This is a genomic window from Rhodoglobus sp. G.S.4, assembly GCF_056619605.1.
Genome location: NZ_CM152748.1, coordinates 68,912 through 87,358 on the forward strand (window position 1 = coordinate 68,912; position 18,447 = coordinate 87,358).

Consider the following 18,447-nt stretch of genomic DNA (forward strand, 5'->3'; position numbering starts at 1 on the left):
CGAGTACCGCCGAAATGTGACGGCCGTCGTTTAGCCTAAGAGGATGATTCCCTCGATAGCGCTCAACGACGGCCACAGCATTCCCCAGCTCGGCCTTGGTACCTGGCCACTCAGCGATGCTGAGGTAGCTATTGTCGTACCGACAGCGATCGAACTCGGCTACCGCCATATCGACACCGCGGTGCGCTACGGCAACGAAGTGGGCGTTGGTGAGGGCATCCGTCGCAGTGGTGTTGACCGCGATGAACTCTTTATTACGACCAAGCTCGATGGCGATTTTCAGGGCGATGACCTCGCGATCGATGGGCTGCGTGGCAGCCTCGAACGCCTCGATCTGGAGTATGTTGACCTGCTGCTGATCCACTGGCCACGACCAGAACTCGATAAGTTTCTTTCCACCTGGCGCACATTCGAGCAGCTGCAAGCCGACGGCTTTGTGCGCTCCATCGGTGTCTCGAACTTCAAACCAGCGCACCTTGATGTGCTGGCGGATGCCGGAACCACCGTTCCTGCTGTCAACCAGGTTGACCTGTCGCCGACCAACGCTCGCCTAGCCGAGCGCGCCTATCACGACTCTCGCGGAATCGTCACGGAAGCGTGGAGCCCCATCAAGGGAGTGCTCGACCAGCCGGTATTGCTCGAAATTGCCCAGAAGCATGAGCGCTCAGTGGCGCAGATCTCGCTGCGCTGGCACCTGCAGAACGGTCTTGTAGCGATCCCCAAGTCGGCCAACCCCGAAAGGCTGGCCGACAACATTGCGATCTTCGACTTCGAACTCGACTCTCGCGATCTCGAAGCCATTGCGGCGATCGATGTTCCCGGGTCAGGCGTCGATTCCGATGAGGTCGGGCACTAGCCGGCGGCAACCAAGGTTTCGGCGCGCACCGTGCTGAGAGCGCCATCCACCATATTCACGACGGCGTGCATCCGCGGCAGGTGAACCAGATCGTGGGTGACGAGCAGCGTTGACGTGTTGCGTTCATCGGTGAGGCGCAGAATCAGTTCGATGATGCTTGCGCCACGCTCCTGATCGAGAGCACTCGTTGGTTCATCTACGAGGAGAACCTTGGGGTCATTCATGAGCGCTCGCGCGATGTTGATGCGCTGGCGCTGACCGCCCGAAAGTTGGTGGGGACGCTTGTGCGCCTGATCGGCGAGGCCAACAGCATCCAATAGCTCAGCGGCATGCTCTTTCACAGCAGCGCGCTGTCGGCGGCTACGGGGAGCACCTAACTCGTTCATGACCGCGAGCTGTTCGCGCGCCGTCAACGATGGCAGCAGGTTCGGCTGCTGAAAAACGATACCGATAGCGTCGCGACGCAGCACTGTTGCTTCAGTGGGGGACAATTGCGCGGCATCCACGTCATCAATGAGCACGCGACCGGAATCGGGCCTGATGAGGGTAGCGGCCACGGCGAGCAGGCTCGACTTGCCCGAACCGCTCGGCCCGGTGATGCCGGTGACGGTGCCGGGGCGTGCGGTGAGATTGACATGGTTGACCGCGGTGATGCGACCGTCTCCATCGGGAAAGCTCAGTGTGACGTCATCAAGGTGGATCATCGGGTGCTCCCTAGGGCAGTGAGGGGGTCGGCGGTGGTGACGGAACGTAGAGCAAAAGCGGCACCCGCAAGGCCGAGGGTGATCATGACAATCCCCGGCAGCACGGTAGTGAAGGGGTTCAGGATGAACGGCAGAGCGTTACCCAGGAGAGCCCCGAGCAGTGCTGTCACACCGATGCCGATGCCGACACCGATGAGCAGTACGACGAGCGCTTGGCCCAGGGCATCTCGGACGAGGGACGGCGTAGAGGCGCCGAGCGCTTTGAGTACGGCAATATCGGCTTGGCGCTGCATCGTCCAGACGGTGAAAAACGCACCAATTACGAGGGCGGAGATACCAAACAGCATCGCGACCATGAGGAGGAGAGATCCGATTTCTGAGCGAAATGAACCGACCGCGGTCAGTGAAAGTAGCGCACTGTTGCTGATGGTGTCTGCTTCAGCATTCACGGCATCCCAATCGGTATCGCCCGTGACGGCGATGGTTGTGGCGTAGGCGTCGGGGTTTCCCGTGGCAGCGGAGTAGGCCTGCCAGTCACTCAGGGTCACTTGTGCGACAGGAGTGTGGCTGTACCACCAGTTGCCGCTGACCGTCTCGACCGTGTAGTCGATGCCTGCGATGGTGACGGTGTCGCCGCTCGTGACAGCAAGCGTTGTCGCGGCATCCTCGGACAGCCCGATGGTGCCGTCCCTAGTGGGAGCGGTGTCATCAAAGCCCGCGACCACACCAAAGAGGGCGATGGACGCACTGGAGTTGGCTGACTCGGCTTTCGTCTGAGTGACACCGATCGGGTTCGCAGACTCAACGCCTGGCGCGGAAGCCCACGTGCGCACTTGCTGCTCCGTGATCGCAGAATCAGAAAAACTCGCTTCGGACTCACCCTTGCTGCTCGGTGGCGAGAACACGAGCTGGTCGGCCGGAATTGATAACACCGCTGACACGTTTTGGGCAGCCAGACCGCCCGTCAGCCCGCTGAGGAAGCCGACTAGCAAAGTGATGAGGGCGACGACAGTGCCGATGAGCACGAATCGTCCGCGAGCAAAGCGCAGATCGCGCCAGGCAACAAACATGGGAATCCTTTCGGCGTCGAGCGAATTCGACAGTTACCAGATTCCTCGTTCCTCGCCGTGGGGGCATCGGCCGCAAGAACGCAGTTTCACCAGCAAAGGACGGCACAAAAAATCACCCTTTTGATGGATGGGAGTGACCGTTGCCGAGAGTAGGGTCGAACAATGAGCCACACCGCGTTGACCCCGGTTTTTATCGGGTTGCGCACCAGTTTGCACATCCTTTTTGCGGCGCTGACCGCGGTCGTGATCGTGCGTGCCCTGGTTAGCAACAACCCCAACAGCGGCATCGTCATAGCGCTAGCCGCTCTCATGATCGTGACCTATGTCTTCGGCGGTGTGCTGGCCAAACGCACCATGACGACGCCATCAACGACTCGCTCGCTGAGCGGCTACCTTTGGTTGCTTGTCTTCTCCGGCGAATGGCTCGTTCTGGTCTGGTTGATTCCAGATGCCGCCTATCTGGTGTTTCCTCTCTTCTTCCTTTACCTCCACCTTCTCCCGCGTGGTTGGCGAACCCTGGCCGTGTTGACCTCTACCGGGCTCGCGATCGTGGCGCTCGGACTGCATTCGGGGTGGACAATCGGCGGAGTTGTCGGACCCCTTGTTGGTGCCGGCGTCGCGATAGTGATTGGCCTTGGCTACAAGTCATTGGCAACCGAAGCGGCGGAACGAGAGCTACTGATGAAGCAACTCCTCGAGACGCGCGACCAGTTGGCGCAGACCGAGCACGAAGCGGGAGTGCTTGCGGAACGAGCACGACTCGCGCGCGAAATTCATGACACCGTGGCGCAAGGACTGTCGAGCATCCAGATGTTGCTGCATGCGGCAGAACGCGCTGACCCGGATGCTGCAGGTCGTGAGCATGTGCGGCTTGCCCGCGAGACGGCGGCTACGAATCTCACCGAGACCCGTCGGTTCATTCGTGAGTTGGCTCCGAGTGCGCTCATTGAGCAGGGCCTGGGAGCAGCATTGCGCCGCCTTGCCGCCACTCAGTGGCAGAGTTCGGATCGTGAGGTGCGAGTTCGGGTAGCTGATGCGCTTGATCTTCCGATGCCTATGCAGACAGCGCTGTTGCGTATCGCACAGGGGGCGATGGCTAACGTGGTTCAACATTCTGGGGCAACCCAGGCGACGATCTCGATTGCTCGGGATGCCGACGGCGTGACTTTGGTCGTCGCTGACAACGGGCGCGGCTTTGACTCCACCGCAGTCGCTGGAGAGACCGCGGCAGGTTTCTCTGATTCCTTCGGGTTGACCGCCACGCGTGAACGCGTCGAGCAGCTCGACGGCACGCTTACTATCGATTCTGCGCCGGGAAAAGGAACCACAATGACGGTAGAGCTGGCGCTGGAGGACGTTGCGAACGCTGTGGGGAGTGTCGATCCGAGTGCTTCTAGCGCGAGTGCGAGCGCTGCCGGGAGTGTCGTCGATGCTGCAGAGGCAACCTCGTGATTCGTCTGGTCATCGCGGATGACCACCCGGTGGTGCGGGCGGGGCTGAGAGCCTTGCTCGACCATGAGGAGGATCTCACGGTGGTTGCTGAAGCGGCGACGCCCGCTGAAGCCTTCGCGTTGGTACAATCTGAGGTGCCCAATGTTGTCTTGATGGATTTGCAGTTCGGCACAGCCGAGACGGGTGCGGATGTCACGCGTCGCATCCGAGCGTTGGAAGCTGCGCCCTATGTGCTTGTGCTCACGAACTACGACACCGATGGTGACATTTTGAGCGCGGTGGAGGCGGGTGCCAGTGGCTACTTGCTGAAGGATGCCCCACCAGCCGAGCTCGTTGCAGCCGTGCGCGCCGCCGCCGCGGGGGAGAGCGCGTTGGCACCGGTGATTGCTGGTCGACTTCTTGATCGGATGCGAGCACCCCAGATCAGTCTCAGTAGGCGAGAAATCGAGGTGTTAGGGATGGTTGCCGAAGGTAAGTCGAATGCGCTGATTGCTTCGGAATTGTTTGTGTCGAACACGACGGTGAAGTCGCACCTGGCTCACATCTTTTCGAAACTGACTGTCTCGTCGCGCACCGCTGCGGTCTCGCAGGCACGCGAGTTGGGGATTTTGCGCTAGAGAAGAGCGCAGCCGCCGAGGTTAGGCACTACAGCCAGCGGTTAGAGGGAGAGTGCGGTGGAAACGAAGCGTTGGGCTTCTTCTGCACTGATACCGAGCTCGGCGGCGCGGTCGGCGTATGCTTTCGCATCGAGTTGGAGCAGCGCTGCAGCATCACCGGGGCGTGCCTTCACGACGGTGCCGTTTCGGCCACGGGAGAGCAGAAAGCCGTCTGCTTCAAGTTCGCGATAGGCGCGAGCAACAGTATTGGGTGCAATGCCGAGGTCGCTGGCCAGTTGACGAACAGTGGCAAGTTTGGTGCCGGCAAGGAGTTCACCGCTGGCGATCTGAGCGATGGCCTGTGCTTTGATCTGCTCAAAGGGCGGAACGGATGCCGAGGTATCAATCTCGAAGGTGACGGGACTTTCGGTCGGTGTGCGACGCCACGATTCAGCCATGGTTGATTCTCTCACACGCTGTTTTGGGCGGGCTCGCGCCAGTCAGATCGCTCTAATCGACCGTCTCAGTTCTCGGTGGGGGCGATATTCATTCCGAGTTCGTTCACTGGCGAATTGTCGACGGGAACAGGCGAGTGCTCAACAGGGCAGTTGAGAATTGTGTTCGGCGTTGAATGATCAATGAAGTGTTCCGACATCGGCTGCCCACACACAGGACACAGCGCGTCACTAACTTGCTGAATGACGTTGTCGTATGGCCCCAGACCGGGAGTGCCGAGAATCGGCAACAGTTTGAGGTTGAGCCAATCGATGAATCCGACGTAGCCTCGACGGCCAGACGTCTCATCCTTGCCTTTCGTGTGCTCGTATTCGTTCATGACTTCAGATTAGCCACGCGCGTCAGCAACCGTAAGGGGGAGTGGCGACAGCTGTGCTGTCGCCACTCTGCCGTGTTCTGGTTACGAGTGAACCCGCGGCCTCTGTGCGCTGTTGGCGCTCGGGAGACTAGGCGTCGCGGCTCTTGGTGAGTGTGGCAGCAGCAATGATCAGCACAACAACCCACGCGAGCAGCACGAGGAAGCCCTGGGTGGGATCGAGGGTGAGTACGTCGTCGGCGATGCCTCCGAGCGGCGGACCTCCAGCAGCGGAGTCGCTACCGATGGCATACATTTGGCTGCCAGCGGAAGACGGCAGGAGAGCCGAGAGGTTGTAGATCCACGTGGCTTGAGCGACGCTCGAGAGAATCGCGAGCACGGTCGGAACCACAAGAATCAGCCCGAGCGCGGTAGCAATACCACCGGCGCTGTTGCGCAGAATGGCACCGAACGCAAACGCCAACAGGGCGATGAGAGTCAGGTAGCCGGCGCCGCCGACAAGTGCTCGCATCACTTCGCCATCCAGAAGCTGCCCTTCAACGCCCTTACTTGCGAGTATCGGCGCGGTTACGAGTGCCGTGAGGACGATTGATACGAGGCCGACCACGAACGTGGCTACCGCCAGCACTAACGCTTTCGCAAAGAGGGCTGGCAATCTTTTGGGTACCGCCGCAAAGGTGGAACGAATCATGCCCGTCGTGTACTCGCCGCTAATGATGAGCACGCCGAGTACGGCGGCGACGAGCTGCGTGAAGTTCACGCCAAGCGTTGCCACCATCACCGTGAACGATTTCTGCGTTTCGGCGTCAAGGGCTCGGCCTGCTGAGGTGTCGAGGGTGGCTGTCATGAGGAGGCCAAAGCCGACCGTGAGCAGTACGAAGATAACAAACGACCACTGGGTCGAGCGAAGCGTGCGCAGCTTGATCCATTCGGAGTGCACAACGCGGGGGAAAGTCAGTTTCGTCGCGCGGTTGGCTGTGGGAGCCGGTGCGGTCTCGAGGGCGGTGTTGGTCATCGGGAAACCTCCGAGTGGTATTCGACGTCATCTTGTGTGAGCTCTAGGTAGGCGTCTTCAAGCGATGCAGAGAGCGGTGTGAGTTCATGAAGCACGATGCCTGCCTGTGCTGCAGCCTCACCGATCTGAGCGGATGCCAGACCGGCGATAGTCAGAAGGTCACCTTCGACGTTGGTGACGGTAACGTCACTGCCCGCGAGTCGATTGGCGAGTTCCGTGGCCTGTGGTGTGCGAACCCGCACCGCGGTTCCCGTTGCGAGCGCCAAAATCTCGCCAACGGGAGCATCCGCAATGATGCGGCCGCGCCCGAGCACGATGAGGTGGTCTGCGGTGAGGGACATCTCGCTCATCAGGTGCGAGGAGAGGAAGATTGTGCGACCCTCTGAGGCGAGGTGCCTCGTGAGTTTGCGCACCCACATCACACCTTCGGGGTCGAGACCATTGACAGGTTCATCGAGGATGAGTGTTTGGGGGTCGCCGAGGAGCGCGGCGGCAATTCCGAGGCGCTGGCCCATGCCGAGCGAGAACCCTCCGACACGTTTCTTGGCAACGGATTCGAGGCCGGTCATCGCGATGACTTCATGCACTCGCGCTTTACCGATTCCGTGGGTGGCAGCCATGGCAAGGAGGTGGTTGTAGGCGGTGCGGCCGGTGTGGATTGCCTTCGCGTCGAGGAGGGCTCCGACTTCGTGCATCGGGTTGTGGTGTTCGGCGTACCGTTTTCCATTCACGGTAACGGTGCCAGAATCAGGGCGGTCAAGCCCGATGATCGTGCGCATAGTGGTGGACTTGCCTGCGCCATTGGGGCCGAGGAAACCGGTAACGAGACCGGGACGGATGGTCGCGGTGATGTTGTCGACGGCGGTTTTGGCACCGTACCTTTTGGTCAAACCTTGAATTTCAATCATGTCTTCCAGTGTAGAAGCCCCGTCGCTTGGCGGCGTCCCCCGAGCGGATGAGGTTGTGCGCTGGGGGTAGTCCTGGGGGACTACTGGCATGCGTGCGGTTCTGCGACTTCTCTTCACTTTGGGGCATCCGCAACTTAGCCTGATCCCATGCCTCTGGATGCTCGCACTCTACTTTCGGGACCACGCGGCCGTCGCTTGTGTCTTGCCGCTGCCATGCCCGAGCGGCTTCTGGCGATTCCGGAAGTCGCGGAGCTGTGGAGTGTGCTGGTCTATGCTGCGCATCATCTGGAAACTGCACGGGGTCAGGGCGGAACGATTTTCGGTTGGAACATTCCTGACCCCCTTCCCGAACCCTCTGCGGAGGAAGTCGCAGTAGCGCTCGAAAACATTCCGTTGTCGTTGCTTGGCGTCGCGGATCTTCTCGACGCTATCGCTGTTTGTGTAGACAGTGCGCGCTACTGGCAAGAGCCCGATGGTACCGATGAACTGTTGCTGGATTTCCGCCTCGATCACGCTCTCGAACGCATCGCGGATCATGTTGTCGCGTTGCCGTCAATCGAATGGTGGAGCGGGCCCATGGCCGCCGAGCAGTGGGCGGTCAAATTTCAGGACCCCCGCTTTCAGATGCCTGGGGCGCCGCCTGCAGCGGAGACTCTTCGCTTGTGGTCTGCCGCAATGGATGAAAACGAGCAGACGGCGGTTCGGGAACGCCCGACAGATCCCGCCGCCAATTTTTCAGGCGACTGGTGGTCGAGGCCACCGTTCGGACTCAGCGCGACGACGCGGGCGCTACCAGAGCTGGGCCCGGTCGGTCTCTGGTTGATCGAAGATCGCTCTGACGATGGACTGGTGAATAGCCATCCCGTGCCCGTCGAAGGCACTCCGCGCGTGTGTGAAATTGTTTCGGCAGAGTCTTGGGCCGAGCTTTGCCGGCGATACCCGCGCGAGGTCACCGCTACCCGGCGCCACGACTGGTACCGCGCCACCGGCCGAAACGGTAAATGGATGATGCCTGATTGGTCGCGAGTGGCCCACGATTTCGATGCGGTGCACCTTTCCCTCGCTGCCTACCTTTCTGCCGCTGGCGTCGCTATCCCGCTCGACGACGGCTTCGCGAGTGTCATCGCCGGGTGGAACCCCGACGAAACGTACTGGTTTACCGATGTTGTGACGCATCCGGTCTCTGATGCCACTTGGATGCGAGAGGTCCAAACGCGGCGGTGGCGACGGCACGCGACTAATTCGGGAGTGTGACAACTGGGGCCGACTAGAGCATCCCGGAGTGAATAGCGTAGGAGGCCGCACCGGTGCGCGAGGTCTGGTCGAGCTTGGTGAGGATGTTGGCAACGTGCCGGTGCACGGTGTGCTCACTGAGCACGAGTTCCGTAGCGATTTCGGGGTTGCTCAGTCCTCGCGAAACCAACCGGAGTACTTCGAGTTCTCTGGCAGAGAGCAGTTTATCGGTTGGTTCACCGGACGCTTCACCAGCGACAGCGGCGAGTTGTCGCGCTTGGGTGAGATCGTCGAACGCCGATAGTTCGGAAAGTACTTCTGTAGCGATGGCGAGGTGACGTTGGGCCGCGGCCGGGTCGCCTGTCGTGAGGAGCACCTTCGCGAGCGCGAGGCGAGTATGGGCTTCGTCGAAGCGAAGTCCGGCAGCATTGAATCGTCGCACCGCCTCGATCAGTAGCGGGACTGCGGCGACCGGTGGGGCAAGAGCGGCAGCGGCAGCAGCTGCGGATGCCATGAGGGAGTCGGTTCCTGTCAGTTCAGCAGTATGGCGAAGTTCGTTCGCGAAGAGTTGCGCCTGCTCGGTCTTGGCGGCAGCGTGAGCAATGATGACGGCGAGATAAAGAACGTCGGCGCGAACAATGCGACTGTTGTGCGGCAGCCAATCGAGAAGCCCCCGGATAGCAGTCCAAGCGCTCGCGGTATCGCCGCTGGCTAAACGTAGCTGGGCGATGCCGGTGATCGCGAGGGGATGAAATTCGGCTTGCGCAAAGAGGGCTTCGGCTTCATCGAAACGACCTTGGCGGCGGCGGAGTTCTCCCAACTGCACAACAGCCTCAAGTCGTGAAGTGCGTTGAGACGATGAGAGCCGTTCCATGACGCCGACGAGTTCGTCTTCGGCTTCGCGCCACGATCCGCGGGCTACCTGAACGGAAGCGTATTGGATGCGGCACACAGTGAAGAGGGGAGCGAGATCGCGTTCAACACAGATCGCTTCCACGCGGCGACACCAGTCAGCGGCACGCGTCACATCCTTATTTTGGTTGCAGGCGGCGATCAACCAACAGCACACTTTCCCCATCCACATGGGGTCGACCACGTCGCCCGATGTCGCTGCGGCCACCGCGGCATCCAATTTGGCCATTCCGCCCTCGAGATCTCCGGCGCTGGTCATCGCTACGCCCTGGAGGGCCATGCCGACCACGTCAAGGTCGCCAACGTCGAGTCGCCGTGCGATGTCGGATGCTCGCACTGCTGAAGCCAATGCGCGGTCGGGGTCATGGCCGACTTCCATCGCCAGTTCTGCTTCACGCACCGCATGCCAACCATGTTCTGGGGACTCGTCGAGCCCCTCAAGGAGTGACTCGGCCCGCGTCCACCATCCGAGCGCTACCGCATCGCCGTGCCCGAACAGCAACGAGTCCCATGCCAGACTGGTGGCGGTGCGTGCTGCCCCGAGTGAATCGCCGAGCTCGCGGTGGCGTCGGTAGGCAGATTCGCGTGATCCGACACAGGTTTCACCATCGTCGAGCCACCAGGCGGCTTGCGCCAATCCCTCATAGGCAAGAGGGTCGCGAGTTTCCTTTGTGACAGCGAGAAATTCGGTTCGTGCGACTTGCCACGAACCGGCAGCTAATGCTTCGCGTGCCGACGTAAGGGACGTCATCTCCTCATTATGGTCCTTCGCTCGCCGGCCAGTCGGGCCCGGGCCCGTGTCCGTGCCCGATCTGGCCCGGCGAGTTTGGGTGACTCAGGCGTTCACGCCAGCGGCTAGCGCTTTCACATCTGCCGTAGAAAGCGGGTTGCCGGCAATGCCCCAGCTGCCGCTGCGCACCTCTTCGACAACGCACCACGTAACGGGGCGCATGTTCTCGCCCTCGATTCCCACCATGGCGTCGGTAAGCGTCCGAATCATTTCTTGTTTCTGCTCGTCGCTGAAGACGTTCTCAATGACTTTGACTTGGATGAATGGCATCTCAATCTCCTCGTATCTCGGCCCCACGCTGTGTGGGACTTCTCCATCAACTGTCGTCTTCTGAGGGTTGCTGCGCGTCGGCAAGACAGGCCATTTGTGGTCGTCGGGCTTGTGGCCCGATCGGGTCATGGCTTCGCGGGCATCGTGCTGCGTCTCTGACACCCACTCGGGCGAAGCCAAGTGATGACCGACGTGTCGAGGTGAGTGCGGGAGAAGAGTACGAAGCAACTGCGTGGAGTCTCGGGAGCGTAAATGCTTTGCGTCTTCAACTGGTGACGTGCCATACTATGTTCGCGTAGAGAAACTTCCTTCGTTCTACGAAATATAAGAAAAGCGGGCGACACCGTCAGTCGCGTGCAGGGAGATTCCATGATCAACAAGGTTGTTCCGAACCTGTCGGATGCTGTTTCAGGCATAGAAGACGGGGCAACAGTGATGATTGGGGGCTTTGGCAATGCTGGTCAGCCTCAGGAGTTGATTGACGCGCTCATCGCTCGTGGTGCGACCGATCTCACAGTGGTGAGCAACAATGCGGGAAACGGGGACGGCGGACTCGCGGCCTTGCTCGCGGCCGGTCGAGTGCGAAAAATCGTGTGTTCCTTTCCTCGCCAGTCGGACTCATGGATTTTCGACGGACTCTACCGTGAGGGAAAGATTGAACTCGAGCTGGTGCCGCAAGGAAATCTTGCCGAACGCATCCGCGCGGCAGGCGCAGGAATTGGTGCATTCTTCACCCCGTCCGGCGTTGGTACTCAACTTGCCGAAGGTAAAGAAACCCGCGAAATAGACGGACGAACCTATTTACTTGATTACCCTATCCGTGCAGATTTCGCGTTGATTAGTGCGCTCAAAGCAGACCGCTGGGGCAACGTGGTGTACCGGCAGACGGCCCGCAATTTTGGGCCAATCATGGCTACGGCAGCGACAACGAGCATTGTGCAAGTAGATGAGGTCGTTCCGCTCGGCGCGCTCGCTCCAGAGAGCATTGTGACTCCGAGCATTTACGTCAAGCGGGTTGTGGTGGTCGGTGAGCGTCGCTGGCTGCACTACAACGACTTCGTTGGTGGCGTCGACCTAGAAGGGCGTCCTCTCGACGGTATCGCCGGATTCGCGATGGGAGGAGAGAAATGAGCATCACGCTAAGCCGCACAGAGCTTGCAGAAAAGATCGCCAAAGCAATCCCTGAGGGCTCGATCGTGAACCTCGGAATCGGCGCGCCCACTCTCGTCGCGAACTATCTGCCTGTCGAGCTCGAAATCATTCTTCACACTGAGAACGGAATGCTCGGAATGGGTCCGGCGCCCGAGGAAGGGCGAGTCGATCCCGACCTCATAAACGCGGGAAAACAGGCTGTTACCGCTCTGGACGGAGCGGCCTATTTTCATCAGGCCGACTCCTTTGCCATGATGCGCGGCGGGCATCTCGACGTCTGCGTGCTTGGAGCATTTCAAGTGTCGGAGAGAGGTGATCTTGCAAACTGGTCAACCGGTGCGCCGGGTGCCATCCCCGCTGTTGGCGGAGCGATGGATCTCGCGATCGGTGCCAAAGAGGTTTACGTAATGACCGACCTGCTCACCAAGCACGATGAGTCGAAGCTCGTCGCTGCGTGCAGCTACCCGCTGACCGGTGTTGGTTGTGTGTCGCGGGTGTACACCGACTACGCGGTATTCGACATCACCCCTGAGGGGTTTGCGGTGCGGGAATTGTATGGTGACAGCACCATGGAACTTCTCGCCAATCTCACTGGGCTAGAGCTCATTGACGCGACAACGACCCCTGCCACCGACTAAGCAAAGAGACACTCATCATGACTGGTAGCTACATTTACGACGCGGTCCGCACCCCGTTCGCGCGTCACGGTAAAGCCTTTGCCGACGTGCGGCCGGATGATCTTGCCGCTGTCGTCATGAAGGCTGCGGTTCACCGCACTGACATTGACCCTGCGCGCGTCGATGACGTCATTTTTGGGGATGCCAACCAGGCCGGGGAAGACAACCGCAATGTTGCGCGGTTTGGTGCGCTCCTTGCAGGATTCCCCAGCTCGGTTCCCGGAGTGACCGTCAACCGGCTGTGCGGCTCCGCCGTGGAATCGGTGATTCAGGGGAGCCGAGCGATCGAAGCCGGTGACGCCAACATCGTGCTCGCTGGTGGGGTTGAGTCAATGAGCCGCGCACCGTTCATCGTAGAAAAGTCGTCCCGCGCCTTCCCCGTGGCCAACCAGACGGTCTGGAACTCGTCGATTGGGTGGCGCATGGTCAATCCGGAATTACCCGACGAGTGGACAATTTCGAATGGGCAAAGCGCTGAAAAGTTGGCTCGGATGCACAATCTCAGTCGTACGCAGCAGGATGAGTTCGCCACCCGCAGCCACCGCCTGGCGGCCAAAGCGTGGGCTGCCGGACACTACGATGCAGAAATCGTTCACGTACCCGGCCACGAACTGATGCGCGATGAGGGGATCCGCGACGACACGACGGTGGAAACCCTCGCCACTCTTCGTCCGGCATTCGCTCAGGATGGCACAGTGACAGCAGGCAACTCATCCTCACTGAATGATGGCGCATCCGCGGTGCTTCTGGGTGCAGAAGGTGCACTCGATATCGAACCACTTGCCCGAATAGCCGGGCGCGGCGTCGCGGGCAATGACCCAGACGTGTTCGGAATCGCCCCTGTCGAGGCCGCGAACCGAGCACTCGCGCGCGCAGGACGCACTTGGGCTGATGTCGATATCGTCGAACTGAACGAGGCCTTCGCCTCCCAATCGTTGGCCTGTATTGCGCTCTGGCCCGAGCTCGATCCCGAACGAGTCAATATCCACGGCGGTGCCATCGCTATGGGGCACCCGCTCGGTGCATCCGGTGGTCGCATCATCGGCCACGCGGCACACGAACTCAAGCGACGCGGCGGTGGAGTGGCTGTCGTTGCTATCTGCATCGGTGTCGGACAAGGATTGGCAGTCGTTCTCGAACGCTAACGGGTCGCGATGAACCTCGAGGTTCCGACCGGCGCGAGGTTCCTCGGTAGAGTTCTGGAGGAGGCGCGATGAAGGACACCGAAATAAGCACGACGTCAGACGCGGATGCACCTGCAGAAGACTTCGTCCAGTCTCTCGCGCGCGGAATCGCCGTGCTTCGTGTGTTCGACGCAGACAATGCGCAGCAGACTCTGAGTGAAGTCGCCCGTAATGCTTGCATTCCTGCCGCCGCGGCGCGTCGGTTTCTTCGCACCCTCGAATCTCTCGGCTATGTGCGTAGTTCGGGACGTCAATTCGCGCTCACTCCTAAGGTTCTTGAAATCGGGTTCGGCTACCTTTCATCGCTGTCGCTTCACGATGTAGTGCAGCCCCACCTCGAATCCCTCTCGCGTGCCACCAAAGAATCTGCTTCCGTTGCGGTGCTTCTCGACGAAGAGATCGTGTACGTTGCTCGTGTTCCCACACGCCACATCATGAACGTCCGCATCACCATCGGCACTCGCTTTCCGGCCTTCGCCACAAGCATGGGGCGCGTACTCCTATCCGGGCTGCCTGCGATCGAGCGAAAGCAACTGCTTGCCAGAGCAACAATGCCTGCCCTCACGCCAACCACTATCACCGATGCCCGGCTGCTTGAGGCCGAAATCGAGCGAGTCAACGCTCAAGGATGGTCGATCGTCGATGGCGAGCTTGAGGCCGGGTTGCTCTCGGTTGCCGTCCCCATCCGCGATGGCGTCGGAACCGTCACCGCCGCGCTCAACATTTCGACGAGCGCTACCAGAGACTCGGTAGAGTACCTGCGTTCGCACCACCTGCCGCTTGTGCTCGCGACCGCGGATGACATCCAGCGCGATCTGCTCCGTCTCTCACTCTGAGCCGATATAGCCTGCGCGCTCAGCGACGCTCAAGCTGGTCTTCGACAAATACAGGTTTGCGCAGCAAGAAACCGCCGACCGATGCAAGAACCGCAGAAGCGATCAGCATGATGAAAACAGCAACCCAGCCACCTGTCACTTCGCGTAGCACGCCGACCAAAAGCGGGCCGAGCGACGCAATGGTGTAACCAACGCCCTGCACAAATCCGCTCAGCGCAACCGAGCCCCGCATCGTCCGTGACCGGAGATTGATAAGGACCAAGCACACCGGGAATAGTAACGCTCCCAAGCCAATGAGCAACACCCAGAGGGCGGTGGCGAAGCCCGGCGCGAGGAGGAGGCCCAGATCGCCGACGATGAAGAACACGACACCCATCTGAACAAGAGGGCCGACGTTTGTGAGCCGGGCGGCCAACACCGGGATAAAAAGCGCCGCTGGCAATCCCATCGCGGCGTAGAGCGCGAGCAACGCTCCCGACTCGGCCGCCGTCGTGTCTGTTGTTTGAGCGAGGATGTCGGGCAACCAGGTGAGCACACCGTAGACGTTGAACGACGAGACGGCGAAAACGATTGCAATGGTCCAGGCCACGGGAGATTGCCAGATCGGGCGCCCGCGCAGGGGAAGTGCTTGGGGGAGTTCAGCGGTGTCGTTTGCCGACGTGTCTCGCTTCTCTCGGGAGCGCTGCACAAGAAGCGTCATCCAGGGAATCAGACTTGCGAACGCAAGGATCGACCAAATACCCAAAGACACACGCCAGTCGGTAGCGTGAGCCACGGGCACGGCAACGAGGGCAGGCACCGCAGCGCTCGCCGATGCCAACGTCGCGTAGAGCGCCGTCACCATGCCGATGCGGTCAGGGAAGTAACGCTTCACGAGGGGCGGCAGCAACACGTTGCCGATTCCCATTCCGATGAGTGCGAGAGCGCTGCCGACGAGCAGCATGGCATAGCCTCCGGCAGCGCCGCGGAGCAAGTGGCCAACAATCATGAAGCCAATCGCCAGGATCAAGAATCGTTCCAGCCCAAGGCGGCGCGCGATCGGGGCGCTGAAAATTGCGGATATTGCAAAGGCCATCGGCGGGATCATCCCCAACAGACCAAGCGCCACGTTGTCGAGCGGGATATCGACGGCGATCTCTCGCGTAATAGGAGAAATTGCCGAGACGGCCGTTCGCAGGTTGAGAGCGACAAGAAGGATGCCGCCAAGTGCGATGGTGCGCCCCGCCCAGAGCGGGAGGGGATGGGAGTGCGGCATAGCGTTACCTTCGGTCATGGTGGTGGAGGGTGTGTGGGGTGATCGCGCTGTCATACGGTGGCGACCGGACCCTGCACGCGGAATGACACGGTGTCGCCGACGGCCACGGGAACGTGCCCCGCAACGTGGGCAAGCAGGTGCATCCCGTCGTCGAGTTCGAGATTGAGAACGTGGTTAACGCCGTGAAAGCGCAATCCCACAATGCGAGCGGGACGAGCGTCGAGAGCTACGTCATCCGGTGAGCCGATCACGACAGCTTCTGGTCGCACAACAGCGAAAGACCCCGCCCTTTGCGACTGCTCCGACACGGCAACCTGACCGATCCGCGTGTTAACGAGACCCGGTGAGGCGTGAATCACTGGCACGAGAGTCGCGTCACCGACAAACTCTGCAACAAAGCGATCAGCAGGGTTCTGGTAAATCTGTTGCGGACTTCCGACTTGGTGGATGCGGCCCTCTGACATGACGATGACTTCGTCAGCGAGAGCGAAAGCTTCTTCCTGATCGTGAGTGACGAGCAGCGCTGTGGTGTTCGTGCGTTTGATGGCCCGGACCATGTCGTTGCGCACCCGTTCCCTCAAATGCGCATCGAGTTGGGAGAAAGGTTCATCGAGCAGGATGATGCGGGGGTTGGTGGCAAGGGTCCGAGCAAGCGACGCGCGCTGCTGCTGACCGCCGGAAACTTCGTGGGGCATATGGAGGCCGATATCGCTGAGGCCAACCAGTTCGAGAAGGCGGGCCGTCGTCGCTGCGCGTTCGCTGCGGGCGACGCCGTATCCGACGTTCTCGGCGATCGTGAGATGGGGAAATAGAACGTTGTCTTGAAAAACGAGCCCCACGCCGCGGCGCTCGGGAGGCACATGATGGCCGGGTGCCTGCACGACAGTGCCTGACAGGGCGACGACTCCAGCATCCGGTTGATCGAGTCCGGCAACGATGCGCAGCACCGTTGTTTTGCCGCAGCCGGATGGGCCGAGAATTGCGGTGAGCGTTCCCGGGCGCACCGTGATGTCCACGTCGTCAATGGCGAGTCTGTCGCCGAAGCGGCGAACAAGCCCCGTCGCGACGAGGGCTGGTGGTTCTTGCTGCTGTGTCATATCTGCTGCCTTACCCGCAATGTCGCCCGGTGGTGCGCGGCAACCAACGGAACGGAGAGCACGACGAGCAGGATTGCGGCGATGCTTCCCGTGGTGAGTTGGCCCTCTGTCACGGCACCCCAGACGCGGATCGCGAGGGTTTCGGTTCCGGTGGGGCGCAGCAGCAGGGTGGCAGGCAACTCTTGTGACACCAACACTGCCACCAGCAGAGCTCCGGTCATTGCCGCACGCCAGACGAGAGGAACTCCTACCCGCAAACCTGTTGACCACCTTCCGTAACCGAGTGTGCGAGACACTTCAAAAAGCCGCGGATCAATCTGACGCAGGGCAACTTGCTGTGCCCCGACGGCAATCGGTAAGAAGATGGCGACGTAAACGAGGATGAGCATCATCGTTGATTGGTACAGGATCGGCGGCAGCGCCAAGCTCACGACAAGAAACCCGAGCCCGATCGCGAGATGGGGGAGCGAGTGGGTGAACCATGGAAGAGTCTCGGCAATACGCCCGAGCCGGGACGCTCCGCGGTAGGAACTCAGCGCGATTGGAATCGCGAGCACCGTCGTCACTGCCGCCGCCGTGAGCGCCAGCAGCAGAGTGTTCGACGCTTCGGAGAGAATCGGCCCGGGTCGGACCCCCGCCATGATTCCCCGCACTGCCCAGAACCCCAGGGTGCCCAAGGGGGCCACCAAGCTGAGGAGCACCACGCTGCCGAGAACAGTGAAAGACGCTGCTTTCGTGACCCCAGACAGGCGGAGAGTGAGAGGGGGGCGACCGCGAGAGGCGACCGGCATCGGAACTCCGCTGAGGATCGCTTGCAACACGATGAACACCGCGGCCATCGAGATGAGCACTCCCGAGAGCGCGAAGGCAGGGGCAAGGTCGACGCCGCCGCGGAATTGCGAATAGACCGCGCGGGTGAAGGTGTCGTAGCGCAGCACCGATACCGCCCCGAAGTCTGACAGCGTATAGAGAGAAACGATGCAGGCGGCGGTCGCCAGTGGTGTGCGAAGCTGCGGAAGGATCACCCGAACGAAGACGCGCGCAGGCGAGTCGCCGACGAGCCGTGCGCTCTCCTCGAGAGCGGGATCGAGCCTATTGAGCGCTGTGACCACGAGCGCATGCACAATGGGCAAGCTCGAAATGGTGAGGCACAGTGCCGCGGCCGAGAGCCCCTGCGCCACGGGTGCCGCACCCCAACCGATGAGTGCTGAAAGCTGCGAGGCAAGCCCACCACCACCACCGCCCAAGCCCACGAACGCCAGCGCGAGAAGGTAGGCAGGCAGGGCGAGTGGCAGCATGACAAGAAACGAGAAGACACGTCGCCCCGGCAAGTTCGTGCGCGTCACTATGACCGCGGTGACCGTGCCAAGCACAACGGTGCACGCCGTCACAATCGCGATCAACAGCCCTGTTCCAGAGAGCAACTCCAGCAATCGGGCTGCGGGAATTCCACTTGCCGAGCCCGCCGTCAGGGCTTCAACTAGGAGAACTACCAACGGCGGAACGCACAGGACTGCGGCGATCGTCACGGCAAGGATGGCTACCCAAGGGATGTGTCGAGGCAACTGCCCCGCACCGTGAACAATGCCCTTCCGTTTCACCGCCATG

General features: G+C 60.9%; 19 protein-coding genes. 8 read left to right on the plus strand and 11 right to left on the minus strand.

Features of this window, described 5'->3' with window-relative positions; genetic code table 11:
• Nucleotides 1-43: 43 nt before the first annotated feature.
• Nucleotides 44-856: an aldo/keto reductase gene (locus AC061P_RS00360; protein WP_449647933.1), complete on the plus strand. Its 813-nt coding sequence runs from the start codon at nucleotides 44-46 to the stop codon at nucleotides 854-856.
• Here AC061P_RS00360 and AC061P_RS00365 read toward each other — a convergent pair.
• Nucleotides 853-1,560, minus strand: coding sequence for an ABC transporter ATP-binding protein (locus tag AC061P_RS00365; protein WP_449647934.1), 708 nt, complete (start codon nucleotides 1,558-1,560; stop codon nucleotides 853-855). The genes AC061P_RS00360 and AC061P_RS00365 overlap by 4 nt on opposite strands.
• Entirely contained in the window at nucleotides 1,557-2,630 is a 1,074-nt protein-coding gene (locus AC061P_RS00370) for an ABC transporter permease (protein ID WP_449647935.1), read from the minus strand. The genes AC061P_RS00365 and AC061P_RS00370 overlap by 4 nt, the downstream gene beginning before the upstream one ends.
• Nucleotides 2,631-2,792: 162 nt before the next feature.
• On the opposite strand from AC061P_RS00370, the gene AC061P_RS00375 reads away from it, so the two are divergent.
• Together AC061P_RS00375 and AC061P_RS00380 are read left to right on the plus strand one after the other, a co-directional pair.
• Entirely contained in the window at nucleotides 2,793-4,082 is a 1,290-nt protein-coding gene (locus AC061P_RS00375) for a sensor histidine kinase (RefSeq protein ID WP_480391533.1), read from the plus strand.
• Nucleotides 4,079-4,699: a response regulator transcription factor gene (locus AC061P_RS00380; protein ID WP_480391534.1), complete on the plus strand. Its 621-nt coding sequence runs from the start codon at nucleotides 4,079-4,081 to the stop codon at nucleotides 4,697-4,699. The genes AC061P_RS00375 and AC061P_RS00380 overlap by 4 nt, the downstream gene beginning before the upstream one ends.
• 41 nt (nucleotides 4,700-4,740) lie before the next feature.
• Here AC061P_RS00380 and AC061P_RS00385 read toward each other — a convergent pair whose 3' ends face one another.
• The 4 genes from AC061P_RS00385 to AC061P_RS00400 all read right to left on the minus strand — a co-directional run bounded on the left by AC061P_RS00385 (nucleotide 4,741) and on the right by AC061P_RS00400 (nucleotide 7,433).
• Entirely contained in the window at nucleotides 4,741-5,136 is a 396-nt protein-coding gene (locus AC061P_RS00385; RefSeq protein ID WP_449647938.1) for a GntR family transcriptional regulator, read from the minus strand.
• Nucleotides 5,137-5,201: 65 nt separating this feature from the next.
• Nucleotides 5,202-5,513: a hypothetical protein gene (locus AC061P_RS00390; RefSeq protein ID WP_480391535.1), complete on the minus strand. Its 312-nt coding sequence runs from the start codon at nucleotides 5,511-5,513 to the stop codon at nucleotides 5,202-5,204.
• 127 nt (nucleotides 5,514-5,640) lie between these two features.
• Nucleotides 5,641-6,525, minus strand: coding sequence for an ABC transporter permease (locus AC061P_RS00395; protein WP_480391536.1), 885 nt, complete (start codon nucleotides 6,523-6,525; stop codon nucleotides 5,641-5,643).
• Complete coding sequence (locus tag AC061P_RS00400; protein ID WP_480391537.1) at nucleotides 6,522-7,433, minus strand: ATP-binding cassette domain-containing protein; 912 nt, start codon at nucleotides 7,431-7,433, stop codon at nucleotides 6,522-6,524. Before AC061P_RS00400 ends, AC061P_RS00395 begins: the two co-directional genes overlap by 4 nt.
• A gap of 147 nt (nucleotides 7,434-7,580) precedes the next feature.
• On the opposite strand from AC061P_RS00400, the gene AC061P_RS00405 reads away from it, so the two are divergent.
• Complete coding sequence (locus tag AC061P_RS00405; protein ID WP_449647942.1) at nucleotides 7,581-8,687, plus strand: hypothetical protein; 1,107 nt, start codon at nucleotides 7,581-7,583, stop codon at nucleotides 8,685-8,687.
• A gap of 13 nt (nucleotides 8,688-8,700) precedes the next feature.
• Here the strand turns inward: AC061P_RS00405 and AC061P_RS00410 are convergent, their stop codons facing one another.
• Together AC061P_RS00410 and AC061P_RS00415 are read right to left on the minus strand one after the other, a co-directional pair.
• A complete protein-coding gene (locus tag AC061P_RS00410) occupies nucleotides 8,701-10,329 on the minus strand; it encodes a LuxR C-terminal-related transcriptional regulator (RefSeq protein WP_449647943.1) in 1,629 nt (542 codons plus the stop codon).
• An 84-nt stretch (nucleotides 10,330-10,413) separates the two neighbouring features.
• Complete coding sequence (locus tag AC061P_RS00415; RefSeq protein ID WP_449647944.1) at nucleotides 10,414-10,638, minus strand: tautomerase family protein; 225 nt, start codon at nucleotides 10,636-10,638, stop codon at nucleotides 10,414-10,416.
• Nucleotides 10,639-11,007: 369 nt separating this feature from the next.
• Here AC061P_RS00415 and AC061P_RS00420 point away from each other — a divergent pair, with 369 nt between their 5' ends.
• The 4 genes from AC061P_RS00420 (at nucleotide 11,008) to AC061P_RS00435 (ending at nucleotide 14,487) form a co-directional block, all read left to right on the plus strand.
• Nucleotides 11,008-11,769: a 3-oxoacid CoA-transferase subunit A gene (locus AC061P_RS00420; protein ID WP_449647945.1), complete on the plus strand. Its 762-nt coding sequence runs from the start codon at nucleotides 11,008-11,010 to the stop codon at nucleotides 11,767-11,769.
• Nucleotides 11,766-12,428 (plus strand): 3-oxoacid CoA-transferase subunit B, encoded by a 663-nt coding sequence (locus AC061P_RS00425; RefSeq protein WP_449647946.1) that lies wholly within the window; start codon nucleotides 11,766-11,768, stop codon nucleotides 12,426-12,428. Before AC061P_RS00420 ends, AC061P_RS00425 begins: the two co-directional genes overlap by 4 nt.
• Before the next feature lie 17 nt (nucleotides 12,429-12,445).
• The gene (locus AC061P_RS00430) at nucleotides 12,446-13,612 is read left to right on the plus strand and encodes a thiolase family protein (protein ID WP_449647947.1); all 1,167 of its coding nucleotides are present in this window, start codon (nucleotides 12,446-12,448) and stop codon (nucleotides 13,610-13,612) included.
• 68 nt (nucleotides 13,613-13,680) lie between these two features.
• Nucleotides 13,681-14,487, plus strand: coding sequence for an IclR family transcriptional regulator domain-containing protein (locus AC061P_RS00435; protein ID WP_480391538.1), 807 nt, complete (start codon nucleotides 13,681-13,683; stop codon nucleotides 14,485-14,487).
• A 19-nt stretch (nucleotides 14,488-14,506) separates the two neighbouring features.
• On the opposite strand, the gene AC061P_RS00440 is transcribed toward AC061P_RS00435, so the two are convergent.
• From AC061P_RS00440 to AC061P_RS00450, 3 genes are read right to left on the minus strand one after another with little or no spacing between them, the layout of a single operon-like run.
• Nucleotides 14,507-15,760 (minus strand): MFS transporter, encoded by a 1,254-nt coding sequence (locus tag AC061P_RS00440; RefSeq protein ID WP_449647949.1) that lies wholly within the window; start codon nucleotides 15,758-15,760, stop codon nucleotides 14,507-14,509.
• A gap of 32 nt (nucleotides 15,761-15,792) precedes the next feature.
• Nucleotides 15,793-16,839 (minus strand): ABC transporter ATP-binding protein, encoded by a 1,047-nt coding sequence (locus AC061P_RS00445; RefSeq protein WP_449647950.1) that lies wholly within the window; start codon nucleotides 16,837-16,839, stop codon nucleotides 15,793-15,795.
• Nucleotides 16,836-18,446 carry an ABC transporter permease gene (locus AC061P_RS00450; RefSeq protein ID WP_480391539.1) on the minus strand — a complete coding sequence of 537 codons (1,611 nt, stop codon included), beginning with the start codon at nucleotides 18,444-18,446 and terminating at the stop codon, nucleotides 16,836-16,838. The genes AC061P_RS00445 and AC061P_RS00450 overlap by 4 nt, the downstream gene beginning before the upstream one ends.
• Between the last annotated feature and the right edge of the window lies 1 nt (nucleotide 18,447).